The 26,646-nt window shown below is 31.8% G+C and carries 32 protein-coding genes and 2 tRNA genes; 6 read left to right on the forward strand and 28 right to left on the reverse strand.

The window, feature by feature from the left end:
• Positions 1-2 precede the first annotated feature (2 nt).
• Together ACIQ2J_RS02430 and ACIQ2J_RS02435 are read right to left on the reverse strand one after the other, a co-directional pair.
• Positions 3-1,286, reverse strand: coding sequence for an ABC transporter ATP-binding protein (locus ACIQ2J_RS02430; RefSeq protein WP_396166257.1), 1,284 nt, complete (start codon positions 1,284-1,286; stop codon positions 3-5).
• A 44-nt stretch (positions 1,287-1,330) separates the two neighbouring features.
• Positions 1,331-2,179: an ABC transporter permease gene (locus ACIQ2J_RS02435; protein WP_396166259.1), complete on the reverse strand. Its 849-nt coding sequence runs from the start codon at positions 2,177-2,179 to the stop codon at positions 1,331-1,333.
• A 483-nt stretch (positions 2,180-2,662) separates the two neighbouring features.
• Here ACIQ2J_RS02435 and ACIQ2J_RS02440 point away from each other — a divergent pair, with 483 nt between their 5' ends.
• Positions 2,663-3,127 (forward strand): UpxY family transcription antiterminator, encoded by a 465-nt coding sequence (locus ACIQ2J_RS02440; RefSeq protein WP_396166261.1) that lies wholly within the window; start codon positions 2,663-2,665, stop codon positions 3,125-3,127.
• 25 nt (positions 3,128-3,152) lie between these two features.
• Here ACIQ2J_RS02440 and ACIQ2J_RS02445 read toward each other — a convergent pair whose 3' ends face one another.
• From ACIQ2J_RS02445 to ACIQ2J_RS02460, 4 genes are all read right to left on the reverse strand, one after another.
• Entirely contained in the window at positions 3,153-3,338 is a 186-nt protein-coding gene (locus ACIQ2J_RS02445) for a helix-turn-helix domain-containing protein (RefSeq protein ID WP_396166264.1), read from the reverse strand.
• A gap of 93 nt (positions 3,339-3,431) precedes the next feature.
• The gene (locus ACIQ2J_RS02450) at positions 3,432-3,680 is read right to left on the reverse strand and encodes a helix-turn-helix domain-containing protein (protein WP_396166267.1); all 249 of its coding nucleotides are present in this window, start codon (positions 3,678-3,680) and stop codon (positions 3,432-3,434) included.
• Between the two features lie 355 nt (positions 3,681-4,035).
• Positions 4,036-4,431 carry an ExbD/TolR family protein gene (locus tag ACIQ2J_RS02455; RefSeq protein WP_396166269.1) on the reverse strand — a complete coding sequence of 132 codons (396 nt, stop codon included), beginning with the start codon at positions 4,429-4,431 and terminating at the stop codon, positions 4,036-4,038.
• The gene (locus ACIQ2J_RS02460; RefSeq protein ID WP_396166272.1) at positions 4,415-5,125 is read right to left on the reverse strand and encodes a MotA/TolQ/ExbB proton channel family protein; all 711 of its coding nucleotides are present in this window, start codon (positions 5,123-5,125) and stop codon (positions 4,415-4,417) included. Before ACIQ2J_RS02460 ends, ACIQ2J_RS02455 begins: the two co-directional genes overlap by 17 nt.
• A 126-nt stretch (positions 5,126-5,251) precedes the next feature.
• Here ACIQ2J_RS02460 and ACIQ2J_RS02465 point away from each other — a divergent pair, with 126 nt between their 5' ends.
• The 3 genes from ACIQ2J_RS02465 (at position 5,252) to ACIQ2J_RS02475 (ending at position 6,732) form a co-directional block, all read left to right on the forward strand.
• Complete coding sequence (locus ACIQ2J_RS02465) at positions 5,252-6,472, forward strand: bifunctional folylpolyglutamate synthase/dihydrofolate synthase (RefSeq protein WP_396166275.1); 1,221 nt, start codon at positions 5,252-5,254, stop codon at positions 6,470-6,472.
• 74 nt (positions 6,473-6,546) lie between these two features.
• Positions 6,547-6,624 (forward strand) — tRNA-Val (locus ACIQ2J_RS02470).
• Positions 6,625-6,657: 33 nt separating this feature from the next.
• Positions 6,658-6,732, forward strand: a tRNA-Val gene (locus tag ACIQ2J_RS02475).
• Between the two features lie 296 nt (positions 6,733-7,028).
• On the opposite strand, the gene ACIQ2J_RS02480 is transcribed toward ACIQ2J_RS02475, so the two are convergent.
• From ACIQ2J_RS02480 to gcvP, 9 genes are all read right to left on the reverse strand, one after another.
• The gene (locus tag ACIQ2J_RS02480) at positions 7,029-7,793 is read right to left on the reverse strand and encodes an ABC transporter ATP-binding protein (protein WP_396166278.1); all 765 of its coding nucleotides are present in this window, start codon (positions 7,791-7,793) and stop codon (positions 7,029-7,031) included.
• Entirely contained in the window at positions 7,793-8,539 is a 747-nt protein-coding gene (locus ACIQ2J_RS02485) for an MlaE family ABC transporter permease (RefSeq protein ID WP_396166281.1), read from the reverse strand. Before ACIQ2J_RS02485 ends, ACIQ2J_RS02480 begins: the two co-directional genes overlap by 1 nt.
• Positions 8,540-8,644: 105 nt before the next feature.
• Entirely contained in the window at positions 8,645-9,493 is an 849-nt protein-coding gene (locus ACIQ2J_RS02490; RefSeq protein ID WP_396166284.1) for a glycosyltransferase, read from the reverse strand.
• Complete coding sequence (locus ACIQ2J_RS02495; protein WP_396166286.1) at positions 9,494-10,018, reverse strand: methyltransferase; 525 nt, start codon at positions 10,016-10,018, stop codon at positions 9,494-9,496.
• A 127-nt stretch (positions 10,019-10,145) separates the two neighbouring features.
• The gene (locus ACIQ2J_RS02500) at positions 10,146-11,204 is read right to left on the reverse strand and encodes a 3-oxoacyl-ACP synthase III family protein (protein ID WP_396166287.1); all 1,059 of its coding nucleotides are present in this window, start codon (positions 11,202-11,204) and stop codon (positions 10,146-10,148) included.
• Positions 11,205-11,319: 115 nt separating this feature from the next.
• Positions 11,320-11,706 (reverse strand): group III truncated hemoglobin, encoded by a 387-nt coding sequence (locus ACIQ2J_RS02505; RefSeq protein ID WP_396166289.1) that lies wholly within the window; start codon positions 11,704-11,706, stop codon positions 11,320-11,322.
• Positions 11,707-11,814: 108 nt separating this feature from the next.
• Positions 11,815-12,078, reverse strand: coding sequence for a Txe/YoeB family addiction module toxin (locus tag ACIQ2J_RS02510; RefSeq protein WP_396166291.1), 264 nt, complete (start codon positions 12,076-12,078; stop codon positions 11,815-11,817).
• Complete coding sequence (locus ACIQ2J_RS02515) at positions 12,069-12,278, reverse strand: DUF2683 family protein (protein WP_396166294.1); 210 nt, start codon at positions 12,276-12,278, stop codon at positions 12,069-12,071. Before ACIQ2J_RS02515 ends, ACIQ2J_RS02510 begins: the two co-directional genes overlap by 10 nt.
• 283 nt (positions 12,279-12,561) lie before the next feature.
• On the reverse strand, positions 12,562-15,405 hold the full coding sequence (gcvP, locus tag ACIQ2J_RS02520; protein ID WP_396166296.1) for an aminomethyl-transferring glycine dehydrogenase: 2,844 nt from the start codon (positions 15,403-15,405) through the stop codon (positions 12,562-12,564).
• Between the two features lie 172 nt (positions 15,406-15,577).
• Between gcvP and ACIQ2J_RS02525 the strand changes: the two genes are divergently transcribed.
• A complete protein-coding gene (locus ACIQ2J_RS02525) occupies positions 15,578-16,351 on the forward strand; it encodes a hypothetical protein (RefSeq protein WP_396166298.1) in 774 nt (257 codons plus the stop codon).
• Here ACIQ2J_RS02525 and ACIQ2J_RS02530 read toward each other — a convergent pair.
• The 13 genes from ACIQ2J_RS02530 to ACIQ2J_RS02590 all read right to left on the reverse strand — a co-directional run bounded on the left by ACIQ2J_RS02530 (position 16,331) and on the right by ACIQ2J_RS02590 (position 25,818).
• The gene (locus ACIQ2J_RS02530) at positions 16,331-16,786 is read right to left on the reverse strand and encodes a cell division protein (protein WP_396166300.1); all 456 of its coding nucleotides are present in this window, start codon (positions 16,784-16,786) and stop codon (positions 16,331-16,333) included. The two genes, ACIQ2J_RS02525 and ACIQ2J_RS02530, sit on opposite strands and share 21 nt — an antisense overlap.
• Positions 16,783-17,694 carry a TIGR01777 family oxidoreductase gene (locus ACIQ2J_RS02535; protein WP_396166303.1) on the reverse strand — a complete coding sequence of 304 codons (912 nt, stop codon included), beginning with the start codon at positions 17,692-17,694 and terminating at the stop codon, positions 16,783-16,785. The genes ACIQ2J_RS02530 and ACIQ2J_RS02535 overlap by 4 nt, the downstream gene beginning before the upstream one ends.
• On the reverse strand, positions 17,691-18,518 hold the full coding sequence (locus ACIQ2J_RS02540) for a hypothetical protein (protein WP_396166305.1): 828 nt from the start codon (positions 18,516-18,518) through the stop codon (positions 17,691-17,693). The genes ACIQ2J_RS02535 and ACIQ2J_RS02540 overlap by 4 nt, the downstream gene beginning before the upstream one ends.
• Positions 18,515-19,225 carry a YqjF family protein gene (locus tag ACIQ2J_RS02545; protein ID WP_396166307.1) on the reverse strand — a complete coding sequence of 237 codons (711 nt, stop codon included), beginning with the start codon at positions 19,223-19,225 and terminating at the stop codon, positions 18,515-18,517. Before ACIQ2J_RS02545 ends, ACIQ2J_RS02540 begins: the two co-directional genes overlap by 4 nt.
• A gap of 139 nt (positions 19,226-19,364) precedes the next feature.
• On the reverse strand, positions 19,365-19,874 hold the full coding sequence (locus tag ACIQ2J_RS02550; RefSeq protein WP_396166310.1) for a GbsR/MarR family transcriptional regulator: 510 nt from the start codon (positions 19,872-19,874) through the stop codon (positions 19,365-19,367).
• 139 nt (positions 19,875-20,013) lie between these two features.
• On the reverse strand, positions 20,014-22,041 hold the full coding sequence (locus ACIQ2J_RS02555) for a M3 family metallopeptidase (RefSeq protein WP_396166312.1): 2,028 nt from the start codon (positions 22,039-22,041) through the stop codon (positions 20,014-20,016).
• 169 nt (positions 22,042-22,210) lie between these two features.
• Positions 22,211-22,696: a 5-(carboxyamino)imidazole ribonucleotide mutase gene (gene purE, locus ACIQ2J_RS02560; protein WP_396166315.1), complete on the reverse strand. Its 486-nt coding sequence runs from the start codon at positions 22,694-22,696 to the stop codon at positions 22,211-22,213.
• A 12-nt stretch (positions 22,697-22,708) separates the two neighbouring features.
• A complete protein-coding gene (locus ACIQ2J_RS02565; protein ID WP_396166317.1) occupies positions 22,709-23,482 on the reverse strand; it encodes a TlpA family protein disulfide reductase in 774 nt (257 codons plus the stop codon).
• 10 nt (positions 23,483-23,492) lie between these two features.
• Positions 23,493-24,647, reverse strand: coding sequence for a 5-(carboxyamino)imidazole ribonucleotide synthase (locus ACIQ2J_RS02570; protein ID WP_396166319.1), 1,155 nt, complete (start codon positions 24,645-24,647; stop codon positions 23,493-23,495).
• 20 nt (positions 24,648-24,667) lie between these two features.
• The gene (locus tag ACIQ2J_RS02575) at positions 24,668-25,090 is read right to left on the reverse strand and encodes a type II toxin-antitoxin system VapC family toxin (RefSeq protein WP_396166322.1); all 423 of its coding nucleotides are present in this window, start codon (positions 25,088-25,090) and stop codon (positions 24,668-24,670) included.
• On the reverse strand, positions 25,080-25,325 hold the full coding sequence (locus ACIQ2J_RS02580) for a DUF6364 family protein (protein ID WP_396166325.1): 246 nt from the start codon (positions 25,323-25,325) through the stop codon (positions 25,080-25,082). The genes ACIQ2J_RS02575 and ACIQ2J_RS02580 overlap by 11 nt, the downstream gene beginning before the upstream one ends.
• Before the next feature lie 113 nt (positions 25,326-25,438).
• Positions 25,439-25,657 (reverse strand): hypothetical protein, encoded by a 219-nt coding sequence (locus ACIQ2J_RS02585; protein ID WP_396166328.1) that lies wholly within the window; start codon positions 25,655-25,657, stop codon positions 25,439-25,441.
• The gene (locus tag ACIQ2J_RS02590; RefSeq protein WP_396166331.1) at positions 25,654-25,818 is read right to left on the reverse strand and encodes a hypothetical protein; all 165 of its coding nucleotides are present in this window, start codon (positions 25,816-25,818) and stop codon (positions 25,654-25,656) included. The genes ACIQ2J_RS02585 and ACIQ2J_RS02590 overlap by 4 nt, the downstream gene beginning before the upstream one ends.
• 284 nt (positions 25,819-26,102) lie before the next feature.
• On the opposite strand from ACIQ2J_RS02590, the gene hpt reads away from it, so the two are divergent.
• Complete coding sequence (hpt, locus tag ACIQ2J_RS02595; RefSeq protein WP_396166333.1) at positions 26,103-26,633, forward strand: hypoxanthine phosphoribosyltransferase; 531 nt, start codon at positions 26,103-26,105, stop codon at positions 26,631-26,633.
• Positions 26,634-26,646: the final 13 nt, after the last annotated feature.

Consider the following 26,646-nt stretch of genomic DNA (forward strand, 5'->3'; position numbering starts at 1 on the left):
GTTTATTTTAACTCAATTAAATGTTCTGTAGCAATTTTTCCAAATCCTTTTGGCATTACGCGTCCAAACCCATAATAATCGCCACTATCCACATAAAAACTAAATGCATTTTGTATCCAATCTGCTTCATCCTCGTCAATTTTAGAATATATTGTTAGTATATAATTTCCTTCTAGTAAATTTAACTTTGGGATATAAATTGTAAAATGGGTTTTTTCACTATTAATCAAGAACTCTTCTTTTTGATAAAATGTAGATAATTGAAAAATTCTATTTTCGGTTTCATCGAATACCCCTACATCAAATCGTATTTTTTTTTCAGTTCCAAATATTATATTATTATTGAAATAAAATTTTATCATAGCACTCATCCCTGTGGATAAAGTATTTAATTCTTTGTTTTTTAAATCATAAAATTTAACATCACTGAATTTTATTAATCCAGTTCCAATTCTATCTTTTCTATTTAATAAGTTTATGTTTAATGACCTTTGTCCTAATTGAGAATATTCTTCAACTGCATTTTGAATTGAACCTATAAAGTTTAATTGTCCATTATTTAAAACAATACCATTGTTACACAGGCTCTTTACCGCCGCCATATTATGACTTACAAATAGAACCGTTCTTCCCTCTCCCTTAGAGATGTCACCCATTTTTCCCAAACATTTCTTTTGAAATTCTGCATCACCTACGGCTAATACTTCATCTACAATCAAGATTTCACTTTCTAAATGAGCTGCTACAGCAAATGCCAAGCGAACATACATTCCAGAAGAATACCGTTTTACTGGAGTATCTATATATCGGTCTACGCCACTAAATTCAATTATTTCATCTAATTTACGAGTAATTTCATGGCGACGCATCCCAAGGATTGCACCATTAAGATAAATATTTTCTCGACCTGTCATTTCAGGATTGAATCCGGTTCCAACCTCTAGTAAAGAAGCAATTCGCCCATTTACTTTAAAGCTTCCGGTAGTGGGTTTTGTAACTTTACTCAATAATTTTAATAAAGTACTCTTTCCTGCACCATTTCTTCCAATAATGCCTACCGCATCTCCTTGTTCAATCTCAAAATTGATATCCCGCAAAGACCAAACATAATCGCTTTCTCCTTTAGTAGCTCGGTCGTTGGCTTCGCCTATACGCAAATAGGGATCTTCGTTTCCTCTTATTTTATGCCAAAAACGGTTTAAATCATGACTTAAGGTGCCTGTTCCAACTTCCCCTAAACGGTATTGCTTAGATATATTTTCGGCTTTTATTGCTAGGTTTTTCATTGAATTATTATATTTAATAATGTTGGATATAATTAAATACGATCTTAAACGGTATCCATAAAACTTTTTTCTACCTTATTAAAAATAAGGACTCCAATAGCTAAAATTATTAAAGTAACTACTGTACTCATTATTAAACTATAGGGTTCAAAACTTCCTGTGCCTAAGAATCCATATCTAAAGCATTCAAATATTCCTGTTAACGGATTAGATATAAGTATCCATTTGTATTTTTCTGGAATGGAGGATACAGAATATACTACCGGACTGGCATACATTAAAAGTTGTATTCCAAAGGTTAATAGAAAAACTAAATCTTTGTATTTAGTTGTTAATGAAGAGAAAATCATTCCCATTCCTAAAGAAAAGCAAGCCATTAACAGTAATAGAAAAGGGGTGGCTAATATCCAAACATTTGGATGAATTAAACCTTTTACAAAAGTAAAATATAAAATTACACAAATAAAAAGTGCAAATTGTATGGCAAACTTCATCAATCCAGACACCACAATGGAAAGAGGCATGATTAACCTTGGAAAATACACTTTTCCCATAACTGCAGCATTGTCCTTAAAAACAGATGCTGTTCTAGTCAACGATTCCGAAAAGTAATTCCAAAGTGTAATACCCGATAAGTAAAATGCTATTTGCGGACTACCGTCTGTTGATAATTTTGCAATTTGACCAAACAATAAAACATAAATCAAAGTAGTTAAAATTGGTTGAACAAAAAACCAAATTGGGCCAAGTATAGTTTGTTTATAAAATGTAATATACTCTTTTTTTACTAACATCATTAATAAGTCTCTATACTGCCAGACTTCCTTAAAATTTATAGAAAAAAGAGAATCATTTGATTTTATTTCTTCTGTCCATTGTTGTTCAATTTTCATTGTTTTTCTTAAATTACATGGGTTCCCCATGGTTAGTCACAGAAATGCTATCCAATTTAATGAAATTTTAAATAGTAGGATAACTACTTTTTTATAAAATAGTCTCTTTTTATTTTATTATTGAAATGTTATTATTAATTTATGCTTAAATTTTGCATAACATCGACAACAAAAGTATTGTATATATAATAAGTATAATGAATAAAAGGTGGTAAAAAAGTCTTAATAAGGAATTATGGATTCTCAGTAAAAAGAGGATTTGCTTTTCTAAAAATTAATTTTATTCTATATTTGCATATTAATAAACCGATAAAGTTGTTGGTTTAGTTTGTGAAGATTAATATTGAAGCAACTGTGTCTTCTTTTAAATTGAAAATAAATATTTATATAGATGTCACTTCTAATTCTGTTTGTTGTCAATTAATTAAGAATAAACTAAAAAAAATTCCAGATTATAAAACATTAATTAATTAAATTTAAAATATGAATTGGCAAGTTTTATACACTAAACCAAAATGGGAAAAAAAAGTTGCCGAACAACTAAACGCATTAGGGGTTACTTGCTATTGTCCAACAATTGTTAAAATCCAACAATGGTCAGACCGAAAAAAAAAGGTGATAGTTCCTTTATTTAATCATTATGTGTTTGTGCAAGTTTCTGAAAAAGAAAGAAATTCTGTTTTTGATTCTCCAGGAGTAATTCGTTATTTATTTTGGTTGGGTAAACATGCCGTTGTAAAAGACGAAGAAATCAATATTATTAAGCAATGGCTTGATGGTGGTGAAAATAATAGTATTGATATACTACCCTATAAAGTAGGTGAGACAATAAAAATAGATAAAGGCCCTTTTACAAGCCATAATGCTGTTATTAAAGAAGTTACTAATACCCATTATGTGTTGGTATTAGAATCTTTAGGTTGCGTGCTGAAGATGAAACATTTGTAATAATTATACTTTTTTAGTAATAAGTCTAAAAAAAATAACTTCTTTCAACGCCGAAAATTTCGGACAATCGTTTGAGTTTTGAGATTTTTAGATCTACTTTACCTTTTTCAATTTCATCATATTTTTTTACAGTGATTTCCATTTGAATTGCAATATATTCTTTAGTGAAATTATTACGTTCTCTAATTTGTTTAATTTTTAGATTAATCATTTTTGTTTTTAATTTGGGGTTTAAAAACCAATTAAAATTCTAATTTAATTAGTACTTACCTATAAATATTGTTTTTTAAAAAACAAACGTTAGTTATTTATGTGATTTTGATTTTTTTGTTTCTTCAAAAATATCATTAATATTAAAGTTAAAAATAAAGCTTACCGATACTTCTAAAATTGCAGCAAGTCTAATGATTTTGGTTACAGTTAAATCTACTTCTCCGCGTTCAATTTTTCCATAGCCACTTGTGCTCATTCCTAATTCACAGGAAACATATTCTCTTGTGAAATTCTTCAATTCCCTGATTTTTTTTATATTCCTATATACTTTTAAATCCATATAGTAGTTTCTTAATTTTATATTCTCTAATAAAAAATCTTAAGCTTGTTATTACAAATTTATATAAAAATGTTATATAATTCCAATTAGTAAAATTATTATTGTGTTAAATATTGTTTTTTTGTTTTTTTAAGTGTTTATCGAAGAAAATACAACCAAAATTTTGAATTAAATTCATTTTTTTTAGATTCACCTTCGGAAAGGACTTTCTAGATATCCATTATTTTTTTCTATTTACTTGTTTTTATGCATTCAAGTTTAAACGCATAATCTTATTGGATTTTTCACCACAAAAAAACCCCCAAATAGTGTCTAGCTTTTTGGAGGCAATCTTGTTTAATTTATAACTAAATAATTAATTTTTGTTATTTGTAGCAATAACAAACTTTAATTTGTTCTTCACGCCAATTTGCAATACGTCTACCAAATCTTGAACCTGAAGGTTAAAAGGAATTCTAACCACAACAGTTTGGTCTTTGGAAGTTCCCATTTTAGATAGCAAAGTAGTTTCTAATTGATCAAAAGGAACTTCATCTTTATCTAAATAAAATCGTTTGTCTTCCGTTACCGATAAACTAATGAGTTGCTTATTCGTTTTCTCATTGGTTTTTGATTTTGGTAACGTCATTTTAATCACATTCGGATTTGCTAATGTAGATATTATCAAGAAAAACAAAAGCAAGAAAAACATGATATCACTCAAAGAAGAAGTAGCTACTTCAGCATGAAATCGTTTATTTCGTTTTACCATTTGGTCGTTGAATTATATTAACAAAATCTAACACTTGTTTTTGAATACTTAAAGCAAAACTATCAATTCTTCCGTTGAATAAGTGGTATGCTGAGTAAGCAATAATTCCTACCACAAGCCCAGCTCCAGAGCTAATCATTTTTTCGTATAATCCACCAGAAATATTTCCAATGCTAATATCTTCGGTTTGAGAAATGCTATAGAAAATTTTAATAACCCCCGAAATTGTTCCAATAAATCCAAAAGTTGGAGCGATACCAGCAATTAAACCTAATTGACCTAATTTACGTTCCATTCCGCCAATTTCTATATTAGCAGCACGCTCCATATTCGATTCAATTTCAGCAATTGGTCTTCCAATAGTTAATATTCCTTCGCGAAGTACATATCCAGAGGCGGTTCCGTTTCGTTCTGCAATAGAAACTGCTCCGTCTAAATTACCAGAGTTTAAGTTATCTCTAATGTCCCGAATTAAATTAGGATCCATTTTGGCACGTTTATGAATATATAAATAGCGTTCAATTATCAAATAAAACGTATAAAACAATAAAAGCGCAATTGGAATAAGGAAAAACCCTCCTTTTAAAATAAATCCTAAAACCGATATTTCATTTGTTTTTACGGTGCCTTCAATTACCACGCCTGCAGCTTTAGCAATTGTATCGTTTTGTGCTTGTAGAAAAAAATTAATCATATATTTATATTTTTGATTTAGTTATTAAAATTAATCTCAAATTTGCACTAAAGATAAATTCTAATACTATAGTAAACTACAAAATTGTAAAAATATTTTGTTTTCGAATTTTTATTTCTAATAATAATGAACTATCAAGAAACCACAAATTGGTTATTTAAGCAACTTCCTGTCTTTCAGCTGCAAGGAGCATCGGCCTATAAAGAAGATTTAACCAATACACTTTTGCTTTCTGAATACTTAAATCATCCAGAAAAAGATTTAAAATATATTCACGTTGCCGGAACCAACGGAAAAGGTTCTACCTCTCACTTACTAGCCTCTGTTTTGCAAGAAGCTGGTTATAGAGTAGGTTTGTATACATCACCGCATTTAAAAGACTTTAGGGAGCGTATTAAAATAAATGGCGAAGAAATATCAGAAGAGTTTGTGTGCGAATTTGTAGCAAATAATAAATCCTTTTTTGAAGCAAACGAACTTAGTTTTTTTGAAATGACTGTTGGATTGGCTTTCGAATATTTTGCAAAAGAAAAAACCGACATCAATATTATTGAAGTTGGAATGGGAGGGAGGCTAGACGCCACTAATATTATTACGCCATTGGTTTCGGTGATTACCAATATAGCAAAAGATCATACCCAATTTCTTGGAAATACTTTACAAAGTATAGCTATGGAAAAAGCTGGAATTATTAAAATGGACATTCCTGTGGTGATAGGTGAATATACTTCAGAAACCAGAGAAGTCTTTGTAGCTAAAGCTAAAGAAACTCATTCGGAATTATTTTTTGCTTCCGATCTAATAAAAGAAAATTATCCTTCCGCGCTATTAGGCGATTATCAAATTTCAAATAAAAAGACGGCTATACAAACCATTCTTGTTTTACAAATGCAAGGTAATTTTGCAATAACAGAAGAAAATATCCAAAACGGATTTTTAAATGTTATTGGCAATACGGGTTTGCAGGGTAGATGGCAGCAACTAAAATCGGATCCAAAAGTAATTTGTGATACGGCTCACAATTCGCACGGTTTAAAAATAGTTTCAAATCAAATACAAAAAGAGAAATTTGATGAATTACATTTCGTTTTGGGAGTGGTTAATGACAAGGATTTAGACGAAATTTTGCCTTTGTTTCCTAAAAATGCGCATTATTATTTCTGTAAACCTAATATTCCACGTGGTCTTGATGCTGAAATCTTACAACAAAAAGCTGCCAATTTTCAACTCAACGGAAAAGTATATAATTCTGTTTCAAATGCTTATCAAACAGCTATGAATAAAGCTGGTAAAAACGACTTTGTTTATATTGGAGGGAGCACCTTTGTAGTAGCAGAAGTTTTGTGAAAAATAGTTGCAGAATTAAAAATAAGCCTTATATTTGCACCCTGATTAAGCAGAAATCTTAAATCATGATAAAAGGGCGATTAGCTCAGCTGGTTCAGAGCACCTCGTTTACACCGAGGGGGTCGGGGGTTCGAACCCCTCATCGCCCACCACTTTTATCCTTTTACTGATAATTTAACCTTATCGGGCGATTAGCTCAGCTGGTTCAGAGCACCTCGTTTACACCGAGGGGGTCGGGGGTTCGAACCCCTCATCGCCCACAAAAGACTTCAACAGAAATGTTGGAGTTTTTTTTATGACATTTCCTTAATAAAAAATTCAAGAAAATATAACATTTGGTTCGAAGATAAATCAATATCGCCCACAAAAAACTTCAACAGAAATGTTGAAGTTTTTTTTATATAAATGGTTTTTTGGAGGATCCAGTAGTGATTTTAAAACTTAGGGATTGTGCAAAAAGATTACATAATCTGTGAAGAAAAATCAATTTTTCTTATACTTCTAAATACATTTTCAGAAGCTGTAATTTTAGTCTAATACCTTTTTCTAATGTTAATTACAACTCCTTATTTTGTGCTTTTCTAATTTTTTTAAACAAATTAGACGAGTAAACAAAATCTACAATTGCTTCATTATCGGTCTTAAAGATGTCTTTTTTTGTTCCTTCCCAAGCTAAAACTCCTTCTTTTATGAATATGATTTTTTGACCTATTTCCATTACCGAATTCATATCGTGGGTATTTATAACCGTAGTGATATTGTATTCTTCGGTGATTTCTTGAATTAAATTGTCAATTAAAATTGCAGTTTTCGGATCCAATCCTGAGTTAGGTTCGTCACAAAAAAGATATTTTGGATTGTTCACAATTGCCCGTGCTATAGCAACTCGTTTTTGCATTCCTCCAGAAATTTCAGAAGGCATTTTATGATTGGCATTAACTAAGTTAACTCTTTGAATAACAAAGTTAACTCGTTCTTTTATTTCTGCAGGTGTTTTTTCAGTAAACATTTTTAATGGAAAACCTACGTTTTCTTCAACAGTCATACTGTCAAACAAGGCACTTCCTTGAAAAACCATTCCAATTTCGGTTCGTAATGCTCTTTTTTCATCTGCAGACAATTCCGAGTAAATTCGTCCATCAAATGAGATGGTTCCAACTTCTGGCGTGAAAATCCCCAATAATGATTTTAATAAAACTGTTTTTCCAGAGCCACTTTGCCCAATAATTAAGTTGGTTTTTCCAGTTTCGAAAGTAGTGCTTATCCCTTTCAGAATTTTAACACCGTCAAACGATTTTTCTATATTTTTTACTTCTATCATTAGGCTAATAATAATTGGGTTAAAATATAATTTACCAAGATGATTACCACACTCGTCCAAACGAAAGCAACAGTACTGGCTTTACCAACTTCCAATGCGCCGCCTTTCATATAGTATCCATGAAAAGAAGGTATTGTGGAAAGAAATAATGCAAAAATTATAGTTTTAATTACAGCATAGGTAATGTGATACGGAATAAAATTGGTTTGAATTCCAGCAACAAATTCATTACTAGAAACGAATCCTCCATAAACACCAGCCATCCAGCCACCTAGTATGCCAAGAAACATAGCAATACCAATAATAAATGGATACAAAAGGGAAGCGATAATTTTAGGAAAAACTAAATAATTTAAGGAATTAACCCCCATAACTTCTAAGGCATCAATTTGTTCAGTTACTCGCATCGTTCCAATGCTAGAAGTAATGAATGAGCCCATTTTACCAGCCATTATTATAGAGATAAAGGTAGGAGCAAATTCTAATATAATGGACTCTCTAGTTGCAAAGCCAATTATTTCTCTCGGAATTAACGGGTTGTTTAAGTTTAATGCGGTTTGTATAGAAACAACTCCTCCAACGAAGAACGAAATAAATGCTACAATTCCTAAGGAACCAATGATTAAATCATCAATTTCCTTAAAAATTAATCCACGCATTACAGACCATTTGGTGGGTTTATTAAATACTTCTTTGATCATCAAAAAGTACTTTCCAATTTGCGATATATAACGAAGAAGCATCATTTATTATAGTTTCATTTAATTATATTCTAATTAAGAATATTCCATTGCAAAAATACTCTATTTTGTTGGGATTTAAGATTTTGTTTTTACGGAAATTACGGTTTTCTAAAACAATTTTTCCTTCATTTTTGTTAGGCGATAATTTCTAATAAATTGCGCTTGTTCTTCGGTAACTAATAATGGTTTTTTGGCTAATTTAGCCATCCAGAAACCTTTAATATAATCTAAAAACAGCAATGGTTTTTTCTTCATCATTGCCAATTTAGCCGATGCAATTGCAGTTATCCAAAAACCATATCCTAGAGAATAAAAGGCTTCCCCTTGTTTGTAGCGGGCCGTTTTATTGTAATTGGCACCAGTTGGTTTTAAGTGTTTTACTTTTAATGAAGAGTCGGTAACAACTTTCCAATTATAAAATTTGCAAAGCAATTCATCTACTGTGTCCCAACCCATAGCAGGTTTTAGACCTCCAATTTGTTTAAAAGTTTCTTTTCTGTAGGCTTTAAATGCCCCTCGAATATGGTCCTTATCGGTTAGATTTTCTAAAATAAATTCGCCGTTTTTTTCGATGTAAGCAAATCCGCCTGCCATTCCAATTTTTTCATCCGATTGAAAATGGGAAATTATAGTCTCAAAATAATTAGCAGGGAAAATTAAATCGGCATCCGCTTTTACTAGGAAATCATAATTTTCATCTAAAGTTTCTAATCCTTTTTGAAAGGCCTGAATTACCTTGCTTCCTGGTAAATGAATCGCATTGGAAGTTTTATTTACCAAAGAAATAAAGGAATATTTTGCTGCAAATTCCAAAACAATAGCAGCAGTTTTATCGGTAGAATTGTCATTAACTACTACAATTTTATTTGGTAAAACGGTTTGTTCTACTAACGATTGTAAAGTAAGGGCAATAAAATCTTCTTCGTTGTGGGAAGGTATTACGATGTGAAATTTCATTTATTTTACTTTTTCAGCGTAAATAATATAATATCGCGGTGTGAAATAGCGTAACAATGGTCGGAAACCAATTTTTTTAACCGGATGGGTAAATTTTTCCCTTGCTGTTATTTTCCACCCTGTTTTTTCTAAAAGCCAATCCAATTGCCAATCTTCAAATTCATGGTAATGCCTGTCCCACATATCCGTTTTACTGCGATAAGCCGGAGAAAACCACAAGCGCAACGGAATGGAAATTAGTAATTTATCACATTTTACATTTTGCAAAATGGTATACGGATTTAATAAATGTTCGAATATTTCAAAGGCAGTAAAAACCGAATAATCTTCTGTTTGTAAAGCAGTTGGATTGTTGTCTAGATCTTCTCCAGTAGTATTTTTTACAGTATATCCATTTTCTTCCATGATTTTGGAAAAAGGATTAGGCACCCCTAAATCAAATATCGTTTCGGAAGTAGCAACGTGTTTTTGTAAAAATTCTAAAGTATGTTTGAATCGTTTATTTGGAAATGTTTTTTCGTACATTCTAAATGTTTATGGTTTTGAGTTTATTGTTTATGGTTGTGCAAAATTAAGTATTAACACTATATAAACCATAAAACTTAAAATTACTTTTATTTCGTACCTCGTAATTTGTACTTCACACCTTGCTTTACATTTTGTAAACGATAGCATTAACATTCATTCCAGATCCAACAGAAGCAAACAAAATAACATCTCCTTTGTTTATAGATTGGTCTTTTATTTTGCCTTTAACTAAAGAATCGTAAAGTGTTGGAACCGTTGCTACACTAGAGTTTCCAAGTTCATGGATGCTCATAGGCATTATTCCATCGGGCATTTTTTGATCGTAAAGTTTATAAAAACGTTGCACAATGGCTTCGTCCATTTTTTCATTGGCCTGATGAATAAGTATTTTTTTCAATTGGCTAATGTCAACACCACTTTTGTCTAAACATTCTTTCATTGCTTTTGGCACGTTGACTAAGGCAAATTCGTAAATTTTTCTGCCGTGCATTTTAAGGTAGCGAACATCCGGATTGTGATCGTTATTAAATGATTTTCCGAAGAATAAAAAATAGGCCTCGTCATAAGTGAATGTTGCAGTTTCGTGGGCTAAAATTCCACCTTCATCCTCCGTAGCTTCAATAATAGTTGCCCCAGCACCATCCGAATAAATCATGGAGTCCCTATCATGAGGATCAACGACTCTCGACAAGGTTTCGGCTCCAATAACTAGGCATTTTTTAGCCATTCCAGCTTTAATGAAGGCTTGTGCCTGTATTACACCTTCCACCCATCCAGGACATCCGAAAAGCATGTCGTAAGCAACACATTTTGGATTTTTAATTCGTAGATTATGCTTTACTCTACTAGATAAACTAGGAAGCAAATCGGTTTGAATAGTACCTTTTTTTACGTTTCCAAAATTATGAGCAAAAATGATATAGTCAAGGGTTTCTGGGTCTATTTTAGCGTTTTCAATTGCTTTTTTTGCTGCGATAGAACCAATATCGGAAGTCGATAAATCATCGGAAACGTATTTTCGTTCCTGAATACCAGTAATTCCGTAGAATTTTTCCGTAATAACTTCGTTTGGAAGTGCAAAATTAGAACCATCTTCGTTAAGAAAAACATGATTCGAAAAGTCTTTATTTGTTACAGTTACGGTAGGAATATAACTTCCAGATCCTGTTATTTTTATGTTCATTTTAAAAGAATTACTACACGAATTTATTAAAAAATATTTAAAAATTGTATATTGAGTTTGAAAAATGTTTCTTAATTATGAAATCTTTAGTAAATACAATGTTAAATTAGCAATACTATAATTTTCCTTCTTTTTCTTTTGCAATTTTAATCTGCATAATAGTAGATAAATTGTGCGCTTGGTTTTTCATGCGTTCACAATTAATCCCTTGAAAATTTTCATTTATTGCTGTTTCAAAGTGATTTAACCATATTTCAAATAGTTCTTTGGATAAATAGGATTTGGCATTTAAATCTAAATGAATTTGTGTAAGATTATTAAAATAACCTCCTGTTCCTAAAATAGATTGTGACCAAAACGTTACCAAAATAGGCAAGTGCTCTTCTAGTTTTACTTTTACCACATCGGTAAAAATATAGCTAATTGCGTCATCCGATAATAATTTTTTATAGAAATCATCTACAATTTTATATAAATCTTCTTGGGTTAGTATGTCGTTCATATTATTGAAAAATGATTTTGCAAAGTTACTTTATTAGAAGTTGAATAACTTGATTTTTATCATTTTTTATAAAATAGAAAAGGTTCCAAATGAGCCATTTGAAACCTTTTAATAATGTCCTTTTAAAGAATGGACTATAATGAGATTTTGATTTTCATCAATTTCATAAACTAATCGATGTTCGGAATTGATGCGTCTGCTCCACAAACCAGATAAATGATGTTTTAAGGCTTCGGGTTTACCAATTCCAGAATAAGGAGTTGCCTGAATTGAAGTTAATAATTGATTGATTTTCTTTTGAATAGATTTATTTCCTGTTTTTATCCAAAATAGTAAATCTTCATCAGCTTCTTCAAGCAATTTTATTTCCATAAATCTTCAATTTTGATAATTCTTCCTTTTCCTTCTTTCAGTTGCTGTCTGCTTCTTTCAATTTTGGCAACAAATTCTGGATCGTAAGGGGTTTCATCTGTTGAAGTTGGTTTTGTTTCGAATTTCACTTTAATAGAGTTCAAAAAATCTTTAATTATTTGAACTTTATCTGCTTCTGCGTGAATAATTAAGGTTTTCATAGGATGGTATTTTACACAAAAATACTAATTATTTCAATTCAAAGAAAGTATGCCTAAAAAAAGGTTTCAATTTTTTCTTTGTTGTTTTCCAAATTTCTAGGTTATGCACTGCCGCCCGCAGCCCGACTTGAGTGGAGCTCTTTTTTTCTTGCTTCTTTTTTTGAAGCAAGAAAAAAAAGCGGGAACGGAAGGCGGAATAGCTGCCCAAATAAAAAAAGGTTCCAAATAAATATTTGAAACCTTTTCTATCTCGTACTTCGTACTTATAACCTCGTACCTTGATTTACATATACGCTTCAATTGGAGCGCAACTGCAAACTAAATTTCTATCGCCATAAGCATCGTCTACACGACGAACACTTGGCCAGAATTTATTATCGGCAATGTATTCTAACGGAAATGCTGCTTGCTCGCGAGTGTATGGGAAATTCCAAGTATCTGCGGTAAGCATTGCTAAAGTATGTGGTGCATTGTGTAAAACCGTGTTGTGGTCTTCGGCAGTTGCTTTGTCAATTTCTTTACGGATTGAAATCATGGCATCGCAAAAACGATCCAATTCGGCAACGTCTTCACTTTCTGTTGGTTCAATCATCAAAGTTCCAGCAACCGGGAAAGAAACTGTTGGCGCATGAAAACCATAATCCATCAATCGTTTCGCGATATCGGTAACTTCAACACCTTGTTGTTTGAAAGCACGGCAATCTAAAATCATTTCGTGAGCCGCTCTTCCCATTTCTCCAGAATATAAAACCGGATAACTAGATTCCAAACGGGCTTTCATATAATTGGCATTCAAAATGGCATATTGTGTAGCTTTTTTCAAACCTTCAGCACCAAGCATCGTGATATAACCATAAGAAATCAAACATACTAAAGCCGATCCGTAAGGAGCAGCCGAAATTGCCGAAATTGCCTGGCTTCCTCCTGTTGGGATAATAGGGTTGGTAGGTAAAAATGGAACTAATTTTTCGTTTACACAAATAGGACCCACACCCGGACCTCCACCACCATGAGGGATGGCAAACGTTTTATGCAAGTTTAAGTGGCACACATCAGCACCAATAGTCGCAGGATTGGTTAATCCAACTTGGGCATTCATGTTGGCTCCATCCATATAAACTAAACCTCCGTTTTCATGGATAAGATCTGTGATTTCAATGATAGTGCTTTCAAAAACTCCATGGGTAGATGGATAGGTAACCATTAATGCAGATAAATTATCTTTGTGCTCAATTGCTCTTGCTCTTAAATCTTCTACATCAATATTTCCTTCGGGAGTAGTTTTAGTAACAATAATTGTCATTCCTGCCATTGCTGCAGAAGCCGGATTGGTTCCGTGTGCCGAAGATGGAATCAAACAGATGTTTCTGTGGTGGTCTCCTCTAGATAAATGGTACGCACGAATGGTCATTAAACCAGCGTATTCCCCTTGTGCACCAGAGTTTGGTTGTAAAGTTGTGCCAGCAAAACCAGTAACCACATTCAGTTGGTGTTCTAATTTTTTAAGCATTATTTGGTATCCTTCTGCTTGTTCAATAGGCGCGAAAGGGTGAATGCTGTTCCAGTTCGCCATGGATAACGGCAACATTTCGGCAGCAGCATTTAATTTCATCGTACAAGAACCAAGAGAAATCATCGAATGATTCAACGATAAATCTTTGCGTTCTAATCTTTTTATATAACGCATCAATTGCGATTCTGAATGATGGTTATTGAAAACATCGTGCGTTAAAAAAGTAGAAGTTCTTGCTAACGAAGTAGGGTAATTAGTAGAATTAACTAATTCGCTAATTGTAAAAGTATCTTTATTTAATGCTTCCGCAAATAGGGAAACAATTTGATTTAAGTCTTTTAAAGAAGTGGTTTCATTTAGAGAGATAGAGATAGTTTCGTTATCTACATAAAAGAAATTAACTTCGTGTTTTTCGGCTACGGCTTTTACTTTAGTAGCATCTGCTTTTACCAAAATAGTATCAAAGAAGGAAGTATTCGTTTGATAAACGCCTAATTTATTCAAGGCATCTGCCAAAGTAACTGCCGAAGCATGAACTTTATTAGCAATATTTTTTAAACCTTTTGGACCATGGTATACCGCATACATTCCGGCCATAACGGCTAATAAAACCTGAGCAGTACAAATATTAGAAGTCGCTTTTTCACGTTTAATGTGTTGCTCACGAGTTCCTAAAGCCATACGCAAAGCACGATTACCGTTAACGTCAATCGTTACGCCAATAATTCTTCCTGGCATGGAACGTTTGTACTCTTCTTTAGTTGCAAAATAGGCAGCATGTGGCCCACCATAACCCATCGGAATTCCGAAACGTTGGGAAGTTCCAACCACTACATCCGCACCAATTTCCCCTGGAGGAGTTAAGGTTGTTAAGGATAAAATATCAGCAGCAACGGCAACTTTTATTTCGGCAGTATGTGCTTTAGAAATAAATCCTGCATAATCGTTTACTTGACCGTGTTTTCCTGGATATTGTAAAATAGCACCAAAGAAATCCGATGAAAAATCGAAAGTTTCGTGATTTCCAATAACTAATTCAATTCCTTTTGGAGTAGAACGCGTTTGTAAAACCGATATAGTTTGTGGTAAAACTTCTTCGGAAACGAAGAATTTAACTACATTATTTTTCTTTTGATCACGGGAACGAACATCAAATAATAATGCCATCGCTTCGGCAGCAGAAGTTCCTTCGTCCAAAAGCGAAGCATTGGCAATTTGCATTCCTGTTAACTCAATAATAGTAGTTTGAAAATTCAAAATAGCCTCCAAACGACCTTGAGCAATTTCTGCTTGGTAAGGCGTATAAGCCGTGTACCAACCTGGATTTTCAAAAATATTTCTCTGAATTACTGCAGGTATAATGGTTGGGTGGTATCCTAAACCAATGTACGATTTAAAAACTTTATTTTTGTTTCCTAATTCCTGAATATGAGTTAAATATTCGTATTCGGTCATTGGTGCATCCAAATCTAAATCCTTTTTTAAACGTATAGCGCTTGGAACGGTTTCAGAGATTAATTGGTCTAATGTTTCAACTCCAATGGTTTTAAACATATTTTGAAGGTCACTTTCACGTGGACCTAAATGGCGTAAAGCAAATGCGTCTGTTTTCATTAAATAGAAATAAGGGTAAGTTTGTTGTGTGTTGTCTTTATATTTATAGATAAAATTTAAAGAACACAAAAGTAATTATTATACTTCTATTTTTCTCTTAAACAAGTGGTAATGTTTTGAGAATTTGTTAACCAAATTGAGGGTTTATTAACAGATTGCTTATTTTTGTTTCATGAAATTTCTGAAAAGACTTCTTGATTTTTATATTCAATCTTCCATTCATGTTGGTTTTGCAGTTTTTTGTTTGGTGAAAATCACAGAAATAACGGCTAAATTACATCCGATACCTTTTTTTTCTGCTTGTGTTTTCTTTGCTACAATTTTGGGATATAATTTTTTAAAATATTTGGAGGTATTCCGTAACGGAAACTTTCATTCAACAAAATATTATTCCATTCTTTTGGTTTCAATTTTTTCTTGTATTGGATTGTTTTTTACTTTCATTAATTTAAAAAACACCATCCAGATTTATATTCTATTTTCTGGTTTATTGGTGTTACTATATCCTTTGTTAAGAAAATTTGGGCTTGTGAAATTGTTTTTTGTTAGTGTAGTGGTTACTTTTATAACTGTTTGTATTCCATATGCAAACACAAAATTTTTCTTGCAAGATTATGAAATAAATTTGTTTCAAAGGTTTTTAATTGTCTCAAGTTTATTAATTCCATTTGAAATAATTGACAGTCCTTTTGATCCTATTTCGTTGCAAACAATTCCGCAAAAATTCGGTATTAATAAATCCAAGTTATTCGGAATGTTGTTGGTTATTCCTTTTGTAATATTAGAATTTTCGAAATCCAATAGTTCATTAGTTTCTATTTTAATTGGGCCAGTAACCGTAATTTTAATTCACTTTTCTTCGACACATCGCAATAAATATTATACTTCATTTTGGGTGGAAAGTGTGCCGATTTTATGGTGGGTTTTAGTGTTGTTTTTCTGCTAATTCTTTCAAAATTCTATTTCTTTCTAATAAAAAAAAGGTCATGTATTTTTTAAGAATCCACTTATTGAATAGTTTCCCGAAAATACCATAAGGCGTTTCGTATTGTAAAGTATCTTTCATTGTTACTATTCCGTTTTCCTCTGAAAAGTAATGCTGGTGGTAGAAAGATTTGAAACTTCCTCGTTCCATTTGATCACTAAAATAGTCATATAAATCCATCTTGGTAATTCTACTTTTATGGGTAAGATATATTCCAAAATGTTTTCCACGCCATGTTACAGTTTCATTTAAGTTGATTAATCCTGAAGTTGTTCCTGCAATTGCTTTTTCCTTTGATTGAAAAGTTGAAAGTTGATGGACATCAATATTTCTAGATAAATCAAAAACAATTTGTTTGGATGCTTTTATTTTGGTGATGAGGTTTATGGTTGTCATTTTGCTATTAAATTTCGGAACGTTTTTTCTAAGGTTTCATATTCAAATTGAAAACCATTTTCAAGTAATGTTTTCGGAATAACATTTCTACTTTTTAAGATTAATTCGGTTTCGGTTCCTATCAATTTGGCTCCAATGGTAAGTAAGAATGTTGGGGTTGGAATACCAATTGGAATTTTTAACGCATTCCGTAATTTAAACATAAATTCGTTGTTGGAAATTGGTTTTGGCGACACAATATTTACAACACCACTTATTTCTTTTTCAATAATAAATTCTATTGCTCTGGCATAATCTGTTTCGTGAATCCAACTTATGAATTGATTTCCTTTTCCTTGTTTTCCTCCTAAACCAAATTTGGTCAATCTTTTTAACGGGATAAAAGCACCACCTTTTTTGCCTAATACAATTGAAGTTCGTAAAGTTGTTTTTATAGTTTTGGATGTTTCCGTTTCCAAAAACACTTTTTCCCATTGTGTTGCAACATTCATCGAAAAATCATCACCAATTTCTCCAGAAACCTCGTCCATTTGTTTGTCTAATGAAAATCGATATATGGTAGATGTTGAAGAATTTAGCCAATGTATAGGAGGGTTTTTACATTGTGATACGGCTTGGTTTAAGATTTTTGTGCTATCAATTCGAGATGCTAAAATCTCTCTTTTGTTAGTTTCGTTGTATCTGCAATCTACTGATTTTCCTGCAAGATTTATTAATACGTTGGAATTTTCTAGTTCGTTTTTCCAATCGGATAGTGTTTTGCCATCCCATTTTACATAACGAATCCCATCTTTTATTTCAGATTTCCCTCTAGTTAATATTACAATTTCTTGGAATTTATCTTTGAAATAATTTGCTAAAACCTGTCCTAAAAAACCTGTACCCGCTGCAATAATTAATTTATTCATAAGTGTAAATTTAAAATTAATAGAAGAGCAATTATTCTATAAACTACCCATGTAAAAGTTAAATGAAAAGGCAATTCTAAAATTTTTATTCTTCTGTGATGCTCAAATAACATTAGAAATACAGTTACTACAAACCATACTATAGATAAAGTTTCTGGTATTTTTATAAATATCGAAACTAGTAATATCGGTAATAATAGTAACGATCCCATTAAGGAAACCGTCATTAAATTTCCTAAGTAATTTAGAATTCTTTCTCTTTTTTGATTTATCAAAAATACTCCTTGAAACACCATTTGACACAAAGTTAGAAGTAACTCTCTTCCAATACTGACCTTTGGTAAAAAAGGAATTAAGTAAGAATAGTTATATAAAACTAATGTTGTAATTATACTTGCGAAGGTTAGGTATAAAAATCGATATTTATAATTAAAATCTGGAATGCACTTTAATGTAATTTCCTTTTTTTCTCTACTTGGAGCAATTACTTTTCTATTATAGGAAATGAATTTATACATTTTTTTAAGCACATAATTGATTGGTTTTATGGTGCCTATTTTTTCAATTAATGGATAAGAATGTCCAAATACTTTTAGTAAACCATCAACACCATAAAGTACCGTTTTGTTTTTGGAATCTACCAAAGCAATTTCATTAGTTGCCCTTTTTAAGTCGATGTATATTTCTTCATTTTCATTTATTTCAGAATAGGGTTTTCTACCGTTTTCATCTACCATTCCGGCTTTAATAAGTTTTGATGTGTAAATGTTGCAAATTGGACAATCTTCATCGTAAAGTAGGGTTTGGTTTTCTAATTTTTTCATGATAGTATCTTTTTATTTTCAATCGTAATTTTAGATCCTTTTGCTAGCATTGCAGATGTTGGTTTTAAGTTTTGAAGAAAACTAAATTCGTTTCCATAAGTACTTGTAAAATCTACATCAATGGTGTAATTTAGTACTTTTAATTGCTCCCATCTTGGATGCGTAACACCATATTCAATTGTTGTGTTCTTGTTATATTTGGTATATCCAAAATAATGTTCGGTGATAAACTCTGCTTCGGAATTTATATCTATTGGAATTGGATTTTTTGCTGTTATCATTTCAATTGAATTCCATTTTTTATTTTTCCTCCAACTGTATTTAAATATTTTGGATGTTTCATTTTCGCTTCTTGAATTTCTCATTCTCAAGGTTTGATAATGTTCTTTATATAGGGTGTTAGCAACAATAGAAATTGCTCGTTTCGGAACAATTTCTTTAATGAAAACCACCCCACGTTTCCAAATTCCATTTTCCAATCTTTTTACATAAAAGCGCAAATTGACTTCTTCAAAGTTGGTGTGAAGTGGAATCTTCATCCCTAAAATTTTCACTTCTTCAAACATAAAACCTATCAAACTTATGTAGCACTTGTTGTTCCATAAATCGATTTCGGTTCCTATTGGAACATATTCTTTTAGTAATTCAGGATCAATTTCATAATTGAATAAAGCCAAATCATTCCATTGTGCGGTTAAGAAACTCATAATTATTTTTGTTTTAAACTTTCAGAAAAAAATGAAAGTTTTGTTTAAATTTTTTTTACTTTTAATTCGGTTTTTTATTTATTTTTTATTTGTCTCATTGAAAAACCTTTTTACTTTTTTCTCTTTATTAATTTCCCCGTTAAGGTTTTTTCATGAATTTAACAAGTAGTTGTGCCAACCAATTGTCTTTATATTCGGTGATTTTATCTAAAACATTATCTGCTTGTAAAACAAAATCATATAATTTAGTGGTTTGATCTACAAAATGTCTTTCTTCTGCTGTTGCATTTGCATTGATAGAAGAAACTTCTTTAAGCACTTTCAACGCTGGTTTAATTTCGCGTTTGCTTCTTTCTCTTGAAATCTTGACAGCCAATTCGTCTAAGTCCTTTTCAGCTGTAAAATATTCACGTCTTTCTCCAGCTTTGTATTCTTTATAAACAATTCCCCAATCCATTAATGCTCGCAAATTCATAGAAGCATTTCCTCTCGAAATTTGCAATTCTTCCATAATATCTTCCATAGAAGCGGGCTCATAACTCACCATTAAAAACGCATGAATTTGCGCCATGGTTTTGTTAATTCCCCATTGGGAACCTAGTGCCCCCCAGGTTTGAACGAATTTATTTTTGGCTTCTTGGTATTCCATTTTGTTATTAAATCTCTTTTGATGAGACAAAGATATATAAAAGTTTTTAAAGTTTCAAAAATAAATGAAAGTTTGTTTATAATATAAGCCGAAGTAGTAACTTCGGCTTATATTTAAAAGTCTAAGAAGTCTAAGAAGTCTAAACCAAACCTGCACGTTTTAGCAACGCAGTTGCATTTGGTTCGTGTCCTCTAAAACGTTTGTACAATTCCATTGGCAATTCGGTGCCACCTTTGGAAAGTACATTTTCTTTGAATTTTGTAGCCACTTCTTTGTTGAAAATTCCTTTTTCTTGAAAATATGCAAAGGCATCGGCATCTAAAACTTCGGCCCATTTGTAACTATAATATCCAGAGGAATAGCCACCAGCAAAAATATGTGAGAAAGAAACGCTCATGCAGTTTTCAGCAACGTCGGGGTATAAAGTAGTGCCTTCCATGGCTTGTTTTTCAAATGCTTTGATATTGGTAATTTCACTAGGATTGTTGCTGTGATAAGCCATGTCTAGAATTCCGAAACTCAATTGGCGTAAGGTTGCCATTCCTTCTAGGAAACTCGCACTTTCTTTGATTTTTTCTACATAAACCTGCGGAATAATTTCACCAGTTTCATAATGATTAGCAAACAATGCTAATGCTTCTGGTTCGTAACACCAATTTTCCATCACCTGACTTGGTAATTCCACAAAATCCCAATACACGGAAGTTCCAGATAAACTTGGGTAAATGGTATTGGCCAACATGCCATGAAGCGCATGACCGAATTCATGAAATAAGGTAGTTACTTCGTTAAAGGTTAATAACGAAGGTTTTGTCACGGTAGGTGGAGTGAAATTGCAAACGATCGAAACGTGAGGTCTTTCATTAATGCCATTTTTTACCGATTGTGATTTATAGGAAGTCATCCAAGCGCCATTTCGTTTTCCTTTTCTTGGGAAAAAATCGGAGTAGAAGATCGCAACGAGATTTTTTTCTTCGTCTAAAACCTCAAAAGTTTGTACTTCTTCGTGGTATTTGTCAATATCAAAAACTTCTTTAAAGCTGATTCCGAATAATTTTTCAGCTACTGTAAATGCGCCGTTTAAAACATTTTCTAATTTAAAATAAGGCTTTAATAATTCATCGTCCAAACTGAATAATTTTTGTTTCAATTTTTCAGAATAGTAAGAACCATCCCATTTTTCTAAAAGTTCAACGCCATCCAACTCTTTTGCGAAAGCAGTTAATTGCGCCATTTCTCTTTCAGCTGCTGGTTTTGCTTTTTCTAGTAAATCTTTTAAAAACGATTTTACTTTATCTGGATTTTGTGCCATTCGTTCTTCTAAAACAAAATGCGAATGGGTTGCATAGCCTAATAAATTGGCGCGATCGTATCGTAATTTAGCAATCTTTAAAGTGATTTCTTTATTGTCGAATTCGTTTCCTTGAAATGCTTTTTTTCCTGCTGCAATTGCCATTTCTTTTCGTAATTTTCTATTGTCAACATAGGTTACAAACGGCAAATAACTCGGAAAATCTAAGGTAAAAACCCAGCCTTCTAGATTTTTAGATTTTGCTAAGGAATGCGCCATTTCTTTTGCACCATCTGGCAAACCTTTTAAATCTTCTTCGTTAGTAATATGTAATTGATAGTTGTTGGTTTCTGCCAAAACGTTTTCACTATACGTCAATTTTAATTTGGCTAATTCGGTGTCAATTTCTCGTAACTTTCCTTTTTTATCTTCGGGAAGTAAAGCCCCATTTCTGGCAAAACTTTTGTATTTTTTGTCTAATAAAGTAGCTTGTTCTGTAGTTAAAGTCAGATTTTCTTTTTGATCGTGGACTGCTTTAACTCTTTTAAATAAATCCTCATTTAACGAAATGTCATTTCCGAATGCAGTTATAAGTGGTGAAACTTCTTGCGCTATTTTTTGCATTTCGTCACAAGTTTCAGCAGAATTTAGATTGAAAAATATAGAAGAAAGTCGATCCAATGCATCTCCAGAAAAATCCAAAGCAACGATGGTGTTTTCAAAGGTTGGCGCTTCAGGATTGTTGGTTATGGCATCAATTTCCGCTCTTGCAGTTGCAATGTTTTCAATAAATGCAGGCTGATAATCTTCTAATTTTATTTGTGAAAATGGTGCAGTATTGTGTTTTGTGTTGAATTTTTGGGTAAGTATTTTCATTGCTAACAAAGGCGCAAAGGCGCAAAGTTTAAGGATTAAGAATAATTCTTTGTATTAGGATTGGTGTTTGCTGGTGTCTTAGCCCCGATAGAAGTGGAAATCCTTTTCTTTTTTTTCTTTAAAAAAAGAAAAGATTGCAACGGATAGCGGGATTAGCTCCTGAAAAAAATTATTTTTTCAATTCAGAAGCGGCTTTATTCACGGCTTCTTTTAGGCTTTCTTTATAAAAAATGATTTTATCAAGAACACATTTGTCTGAGGTTCCAATGATTTGAGCAGCTAAAATTCCGGCATTTTTTGCTCCGTTTAAGGCTACTGTTGCTACTGGAACTCCACCGGGCATTTGTAAAATTGACAAAACCGAATCCCAACCATCAATAGAATTACTGGATTTTACGGGAACTCCAATCACAGGAAGAGGCGACATTGAAGCGACCATTCCTGGTAAATGGGCAGCTCCACCAGCGCCTGCAATAATTACAGAGATACCCCGAGTGTGTGCGTTTTTACTAAAATCAAAAAGTTTTTCAGGCGTTCTGTGTGCCGAAACAATATCGACTTCAATTTCGATATCAAATCCTTTTAGGATATCGATTGCTTCTTGCATTACGGGCATATCGGATATGGAACCCATTATAATTGCTACTTTGCTCATAATTTTTTGTTTTTAATCTTTTGTCAGTTTCTTTAAGATTTTATCTATTTCTTTAATTCCACATCCGCCAAAAAATTCATTGACGTAAACTACTTTTCCATTACTATCAATGACAAGATTTGTTGGGAAAAATTGAATTCCAAATTGATTAATTGTTTTTCTGTCATTTGGAATTACGGTGAAATCTAATTTTATTTTTTTTAAAAAGTCATCAACTAAGGCTTTTTTATCATAAGTAACAGCAAAAAAAGCGATAGGTTTGTCTTTGTATTTTTCTTTTAAATCGTTCAAATCAGGCATTTCTTTGATACATGGAGCGCATTTAGTAAACCAAAAGTTTAGCACAATTATTTTTCCACTTAAACTTTCAAAGGAGTATTTGCTTCCATTTGTATCCGTTAATTCTAAATTTTCAATATGACTTCCATTTAATTGTTTTCTATTTTTAGAATCCTTTTTTTGTTTATCTTGAAGTTCATCATTAATGATTTTGTATTCTTCTTTAGAAAGGTATTTAATTACTGTAATAGACTTGTTATTAATGGAATCAACAAAATAAATTGGCTTATAAGGGTTCTTCAAATAAGTTTTGTTAATAGAATCCATTTTGACTAAAGGAATTATTAATCCGTTTTCATTAAAAATTTTATTTTCTGCCTTTTTTTGAACAAAATCCAGATATTTATATTTATCAATCTTTACAAATTCTTTGCTTATAAATGGATATTCTTGTCCATAATTTAGAAGACTAAATAAAAATATAAATAAAAATTTTTTATTTCTCATTATTAATTTATTATGACCAAACACTAATTACCCTAATACTATTCTTAACTTCTTCCGCAATTTTTCGTGCTTGTTTCATATCCTCATTTACAATAGTAACGTGTCCCATTTTTCTAAAAGGGCGAGTTTCTCTTTTTCCGTAAATGTGAGGAGTTACGCCGTCAATTGCCATTATTTTTTCAATATTTTGATAAATAACAGGTCCAGAAAATCCTTCTTCACCGACCAAATTTACCATAATTCCGGCAACTTTACTAGCAGTATTTCCTAATGGTAGGTTTAAAATGGCTCGTAAATGGTTTTCAAATTGCGAGGTGTAACTGGCTTCAATGGTGTGATGCCCTGAGTTGTGAGGTCTTGGCGCTACTTCGTTTACCAAAATTTCATCGTCTTGGGTTTGGAACATTTCTACTGCTAAAAGACCAACGTGGTTAAATGCTTTGGAAACTTGTAAGGCAATTTCTTGTGCTTTTTGTGCAACGGCATCACTAATTCGGGCAGGACAAAGCACATATTCAACTTGATTTGCTTCGGGGTGGAACTCCATTTCTACTACCGGATAGGTTTTTACTTCTCCCGATGCGGATCGTGCAACAATAACTGCAAGTTCATTTTTAAAAGGAATCATTTCCTCGGCAATACATTCCACATTGGGAAGATTTTCTAAATCGGAAGCCGTTCTAACTACTTTTACGCCAGTACCATCGTATCCAAATTGCGTGCATTTCCATACGAAAGGAAGTTGTAAGTTGTCTAAATCTGATTTTAAATCTAATAAATTTTCAAATCGTTTGTACTTAGAAGTTGGAATGTTGTTTGCAACATAAAAATCTTTTTGGATTCCTTTATTCTGGATTAATCGCAAGGTTTTTGGAGAAGGAAATACAGGCAATCCTTCGACTTCCAATTTATCTAAAGCATCCAAATTTACATTTTCAATTTCAATGGTTAAGAGATTAACTTGTTTGCCAAATTGGTAAACGGCATCAAAATCCATTAAATCGCCAATAAAAAACTGAGTTGCTCCAAATTGACTAGGGGCTTCTTTGCTTGAATCTAAAATATAAGTTTGGATGTCAAATTTTCGCGTTTCGGCCAATAGCATTTTGCCTAATTGTCCGCCACCAAGAATCCCTAGTTTAAAATCGGAAGAGAAATAATTCATTGTTGTGTTGTTGTAGTTGTTTAGTTTATTGTATTTAAAAAATCATCTGGAGTTAATACGTTTATTTCGGCATGTTTATAATCTTTCAAATCTCTTGTAATGATGCAATCCATGTTGTGAATAGATTGCGCAGAAATAATTTGAATAGCATCTTCAAAATCCTTATGATTCGATTTTAGGCTTTTTCGTAGTATTAATTCTGTAACCGCAATGATAGAAATAGTATCTAATAAATCCTCGATTATGGAACGTAATTCTTTTTCATCAACCATTTTTTTTGCGATGTAATGCATAGTCGCAACAGAATGAGAAGTTGAATATAGTTTAATTTTCTTTCTTTCACAATAATCAAAAATGGCAATAGCAGACTTTGAAAATGGATTTCTATTGGCTACAATATCTACTAAAATATTAGTATCTAAGAATATATGTTTATATTCCATACTTTTCTTTATAATGTTCTTCCCTTGCTTTTTTAATATCAAAATCTTCAGGAAGTGTTATTCTTCCTATCAATTTTTTAACCTTAGGATGAATGTCTTTTTCTTCAGGTTTCACAACCAAACTTTTAAAGTAATTTTCTACCATTTCAGATAAACTTCTACCGGTTCCTTTAGCATAGATTTTTGCTTTTTCTATGACTTCTTTTTCTAACGATAAGGTGAGTTTAGTATTCATATACGTGTAGTTTTTACAAATGTACGTAATAATTAAATTAATTTCAAATAACTTTCTGGGTTTTGGCGATTGTCATTAAAAAGTAAGATCGTAATTATTTCGTTTTCTTTATCCTATTCATAAAACATTGAGGCATTTTTATGAAGAATAATTTTGCGAATGTTTTTGGAATATGGTTTTCCTAAATAAGGATTTGTTAGCAATAGATTTTTAGTGTTTGAAACAATATTAACAAAATCTTGAAGTATTTTTTTGCTCCATAAAAAATATATAAATGCTGAAACTTCTTGAAATGTGATTTTTGCTAAATCTGATATTTCAATTCTAATCATTTTAAACCATATTTTTCTTTTACATCATTTAAAACATTTTCAAATGAGGACGTTTTCCCTTCTCTTGTTTCTTGTTGGGACTTTTCTAAAAGAACATTTATCAGGTTTTTACCTTCATCGGTTTCGTTCCATTTTATTTCTTTATTTAAGTTGTAATACAACAAAGTAATAAATTCATCAGAATTAGAATTAGTAACTTTTTCTATTATGGCCTGTTTTTTTTCTTGAATTGTTATAATTAAATTTGTAATTATTTGATTTTCAAATATACAATTTATTTCAAATTCTTCAAAATTTCTTCCACTTCAAAAAAAATCAAGGTCGAATAATTATCTCATAGAATTAACTTATTCATTTTGAAATATATCAATTTAGCAAAAAAACAGAAATACTTGCAACGTAATAGTTTTTACTTCTTTAAATTTGCACTTAAATCTAAAACAAAATGATACACCTTCACGATAAATCTTTTGTGCCTTTTATTTCTTCAGAAGAAATTGATTTTGCAATTGCAAATATGGCCAAACAAATGGACGACGATTTTTTTGACGAAATTCCTGTTTTTGTAGGAATTCTTAATGGTTCTTTTATGGTTTTGTCGGATTTGATGAAACATTATCGAGGAATGTGTGAAGTGAGTTTCATGAAATTGGCTTCTTACGAAGGAACAGAATCAACTAATACTGTCAAACAACTTATTGGGATCAACGAAAACCTCGAAGGAAGAACTGTGGTAATCGTTGAAGATATTGTAGATACTGGAAATACAATCGAAGAATTGAAAGCAATTTTCAAAGAAAAAAAGGTAAAACATCTTAAAATTGCAACGCTTTTTTTTAAACCAGAAGCATACAAAAAAGACATAAAAATTGATTACATCGGAATTCGAATTCCAAATAAATTCATTGTAGGATATGGTTTAGACTATGATGGTTTAGGAAGAAACTTAGCCGATGTTTATCAACTAGCACAATAAGTATTAAGATTAG

Source organism: Flavobacterium sp. (genome assembly GCF_044357305.1).
Taxonomy (GTDB): Bacteria; Bacteroidota; Bacteroidia; order Flavobacteriales; family Flavobacteriaceae; genus Flavobacterium.

Bases quoted from the DNA above. Each gene is read 5' to 3' on its own strand.
- ACIQ2J_RS02430 (WP_396166257.1), bottom strand. From the start codon at position 1,286: ATGAAAAACCTAGCAATAAAAGCCGAAAATATATCTAAGCAATACCGT.
- ACIQ2J_RS02435 (WP_396166259.1), bottom strand. From the start codon at position 2,179: ATGAAAATTGAACAACAATGGACAGAAGAAATAAAATCAAATGATTCT.
- ACIQ2J_RS02440 (WP_396166261.1), top strand. From the start codon at position 2,663: ATGAATTGGCAAGTTTTATACACTAAACCAAAATGGGAAAAAAAAGTT.
- ACIQ2J_RS02445 (WP_396166264.1), bottom strand. From the start codon at position 3,338: ATGATTAATCTAAAAATTAAACAAATTAGAGAACGTAATAATTTCACT.
- ACIQ2J_RS02450 (WP_396166267.1), bottom strand. From the start codon at position 3,680: ATGGATTTAAAAGTATATAGGAATATAAAAAAAATCAGGGAATTGAAG.
- ACIQ2J_RS02455 (WP_396166269.1), bottom strand. From the start codon at position 4,431: ATGGTAAAACGAAATAAACGATTTCATGCTGAAGTAGCTACTTCTTCT.
- ACIQ2J_RS02460 (WP_396166272.1), bottom strand. From the start codon at position 5,125: ATGATTAATTTTTTTCTACAAGCACAAAACGATACAATTGCTAAAGCT.
- ACIQ2J_RS02465 (WP_396166275.1), top strand. From the start codon at position 5,252: ATGAACTATCAAGAAACCACAAATTGGTTATTTAAGCAACTTCCTGTC.
- ACIQ2J_RS02480 (WP_396166278.1), bottom strand. From the start codon at position 7,793: ATGATAGAAGTAAAAAATATAGAAAAATCGTTTGACGGTGTTAAAATT.
- ACIQ2J_RS02485 (WP_396166281.1), bottom strand. From the start codon at position 8,539: ATGATGCTTCTTCGTTATATATCGCAAATTGGAAAGTACTTTTTGATG.
- ACIQ2J_RS02490 (WP_396166284.1), bottom strand. From the start codon at position 9,493: ATGAAATTTCACATCGTAATACCTTCCCACAACGAAGAAGATTTTATT.
- ACIQ2J_RS02495 (WP_396166286.1), bottom strand. From the start codon at position 10,018: ATGTACGAAAAAACATTTCCAAATAAACGATTCAAACATACTTTAGAA.
- ACIQ2J_RS02500 (WP_396166287.1), bottom strand. From the start codon at position 11,204: ATGAACATAAAAATAACAGGATCTGGAAGTTATATTCCTACCGTAACT.
- ACIQ2J_RS02505 (WP_396166289.1), bottom strand. From the start codon at position 11,706: ATGAACGACATACTAACCCAAGAAGATTTATATAAAATTGTAGATGAT.
- ACIQ2J_RS02510 (WP_396166291.1), bottom strand. From the start codon at position 12,078: ATGGAAATAAAATTGCTTGAAGAAGCTGATGAAGATTTACTATTTTGG.
- ACIQ2J_RS02515 (WP_396166294.1), bottom strand. From the start codon at position 12,278: ATGAAAACCTTAATTATTCACGCAGAAGCAGATAAAGTTCAAATAATT.
- gcvP (WP_396166296.1), bottom strand. From the start codon at position 15,405: ATGAAAACAGACGCATTTGCTTTACGCCATTTAGGTCCACGTGAAAGT.
- ACIQ2J_RS02525 (WP_396166298.1), top strand. From the start codon at position 15,578: ATGAAATTTCTGAAAAGACTTCTTGATTTTTATATTCAATCTTCCATT.
- ACIQ2J_RS02530 (WP_396166300.1), bottom strand. From the start codon at position 16,786: ATGACAACCATAAACCTCATCACCAAAATAAAAGCATCCAAACAAATT.
- ACIQ2J_RS02535 (WP_396166303.1), bottom strand. From the start codon at position 17,694: ATGAATAAATTAATTATTGCAGCGGGTACAGGTTTTTTAGGACAGGTT.
- ACIQ2J_RS02540 (WP_396166305.1), bottom strand. From the start codon at position 18,518: ATGAAAAAATTAGAAAACCAAACCCTACTTTACGATGAAGATTGTCCA.
- ACIQ2J_RS02545 (WP_396166307.1), bottom strand. From the start codon at position 19,225: ATGAGTTTCTTAACCGCACAATGGAATGATTTGGCTTTATTCAATTAT.
- ACIQ2J_RS02550 (WP_396166310.1), bottom strand. From the start codon at position 19,874: ATGGAATACCAAGAAGCCAAAAATAAATTCGTTCAAACCTGGGGGGCA.
- ACIQ2J_RS02555 (WP_396166312.1), bottom strand. From the start codon at position 22,041: ATGAAAATACTTACCCAAAAATTCAACACAAAACACAATACTGCACCA.
- purE (WP_396166315.1), bottom strand. From the start codon at position 22,696: ATGAGCAAAGTAGCAATTATAATGGGTTCCATATCCGATATGCCCGTA.
- ACIQ2J_RS02565 (WP_396166317.1), bottom strand. From the start codon at position 23,482: ATGAGAAATAAAAAATTTTTATTTATATTTTTATTTAGTCTTCTAAAT.
- ACIQ2J_RS02570 (WP_396166319.1), bottom strand. From the start codon at position 24,647: ATGAATTATTTCTCTTCCGATTTTAAACTAGGGATTCTTGGTGGCGGA.
- ACIQ2J_RS02575 (WP_396166322.1), bottom strand. From the start codon at position 25,090: ATGGAATATAAACATATATTCTTAGATACTAATATTTTAGTAGATATT.
- ACIQ2J_RS02580 (WP_396166325.1), bottom strand. From the start codon at position 25,325: ATGAATACTAAACTCACCTTATCGTTAGAAAAAGAAGTCATAGAAAAA.
- ACIQ2J_RS02585 (WP_396166328.1), bottom strand. From the start codon at position 25,657: ATGATTAGAATTGAAATATCAGATTTAGCAAAAATCACATTTCAAGAA.
- hpt (WP_396166333.1), top strand. From the start codon at position 26,103: ATGATACACCTTCACGATAAATCTTTTGTGCCTTTTATTTCTTCAGAA.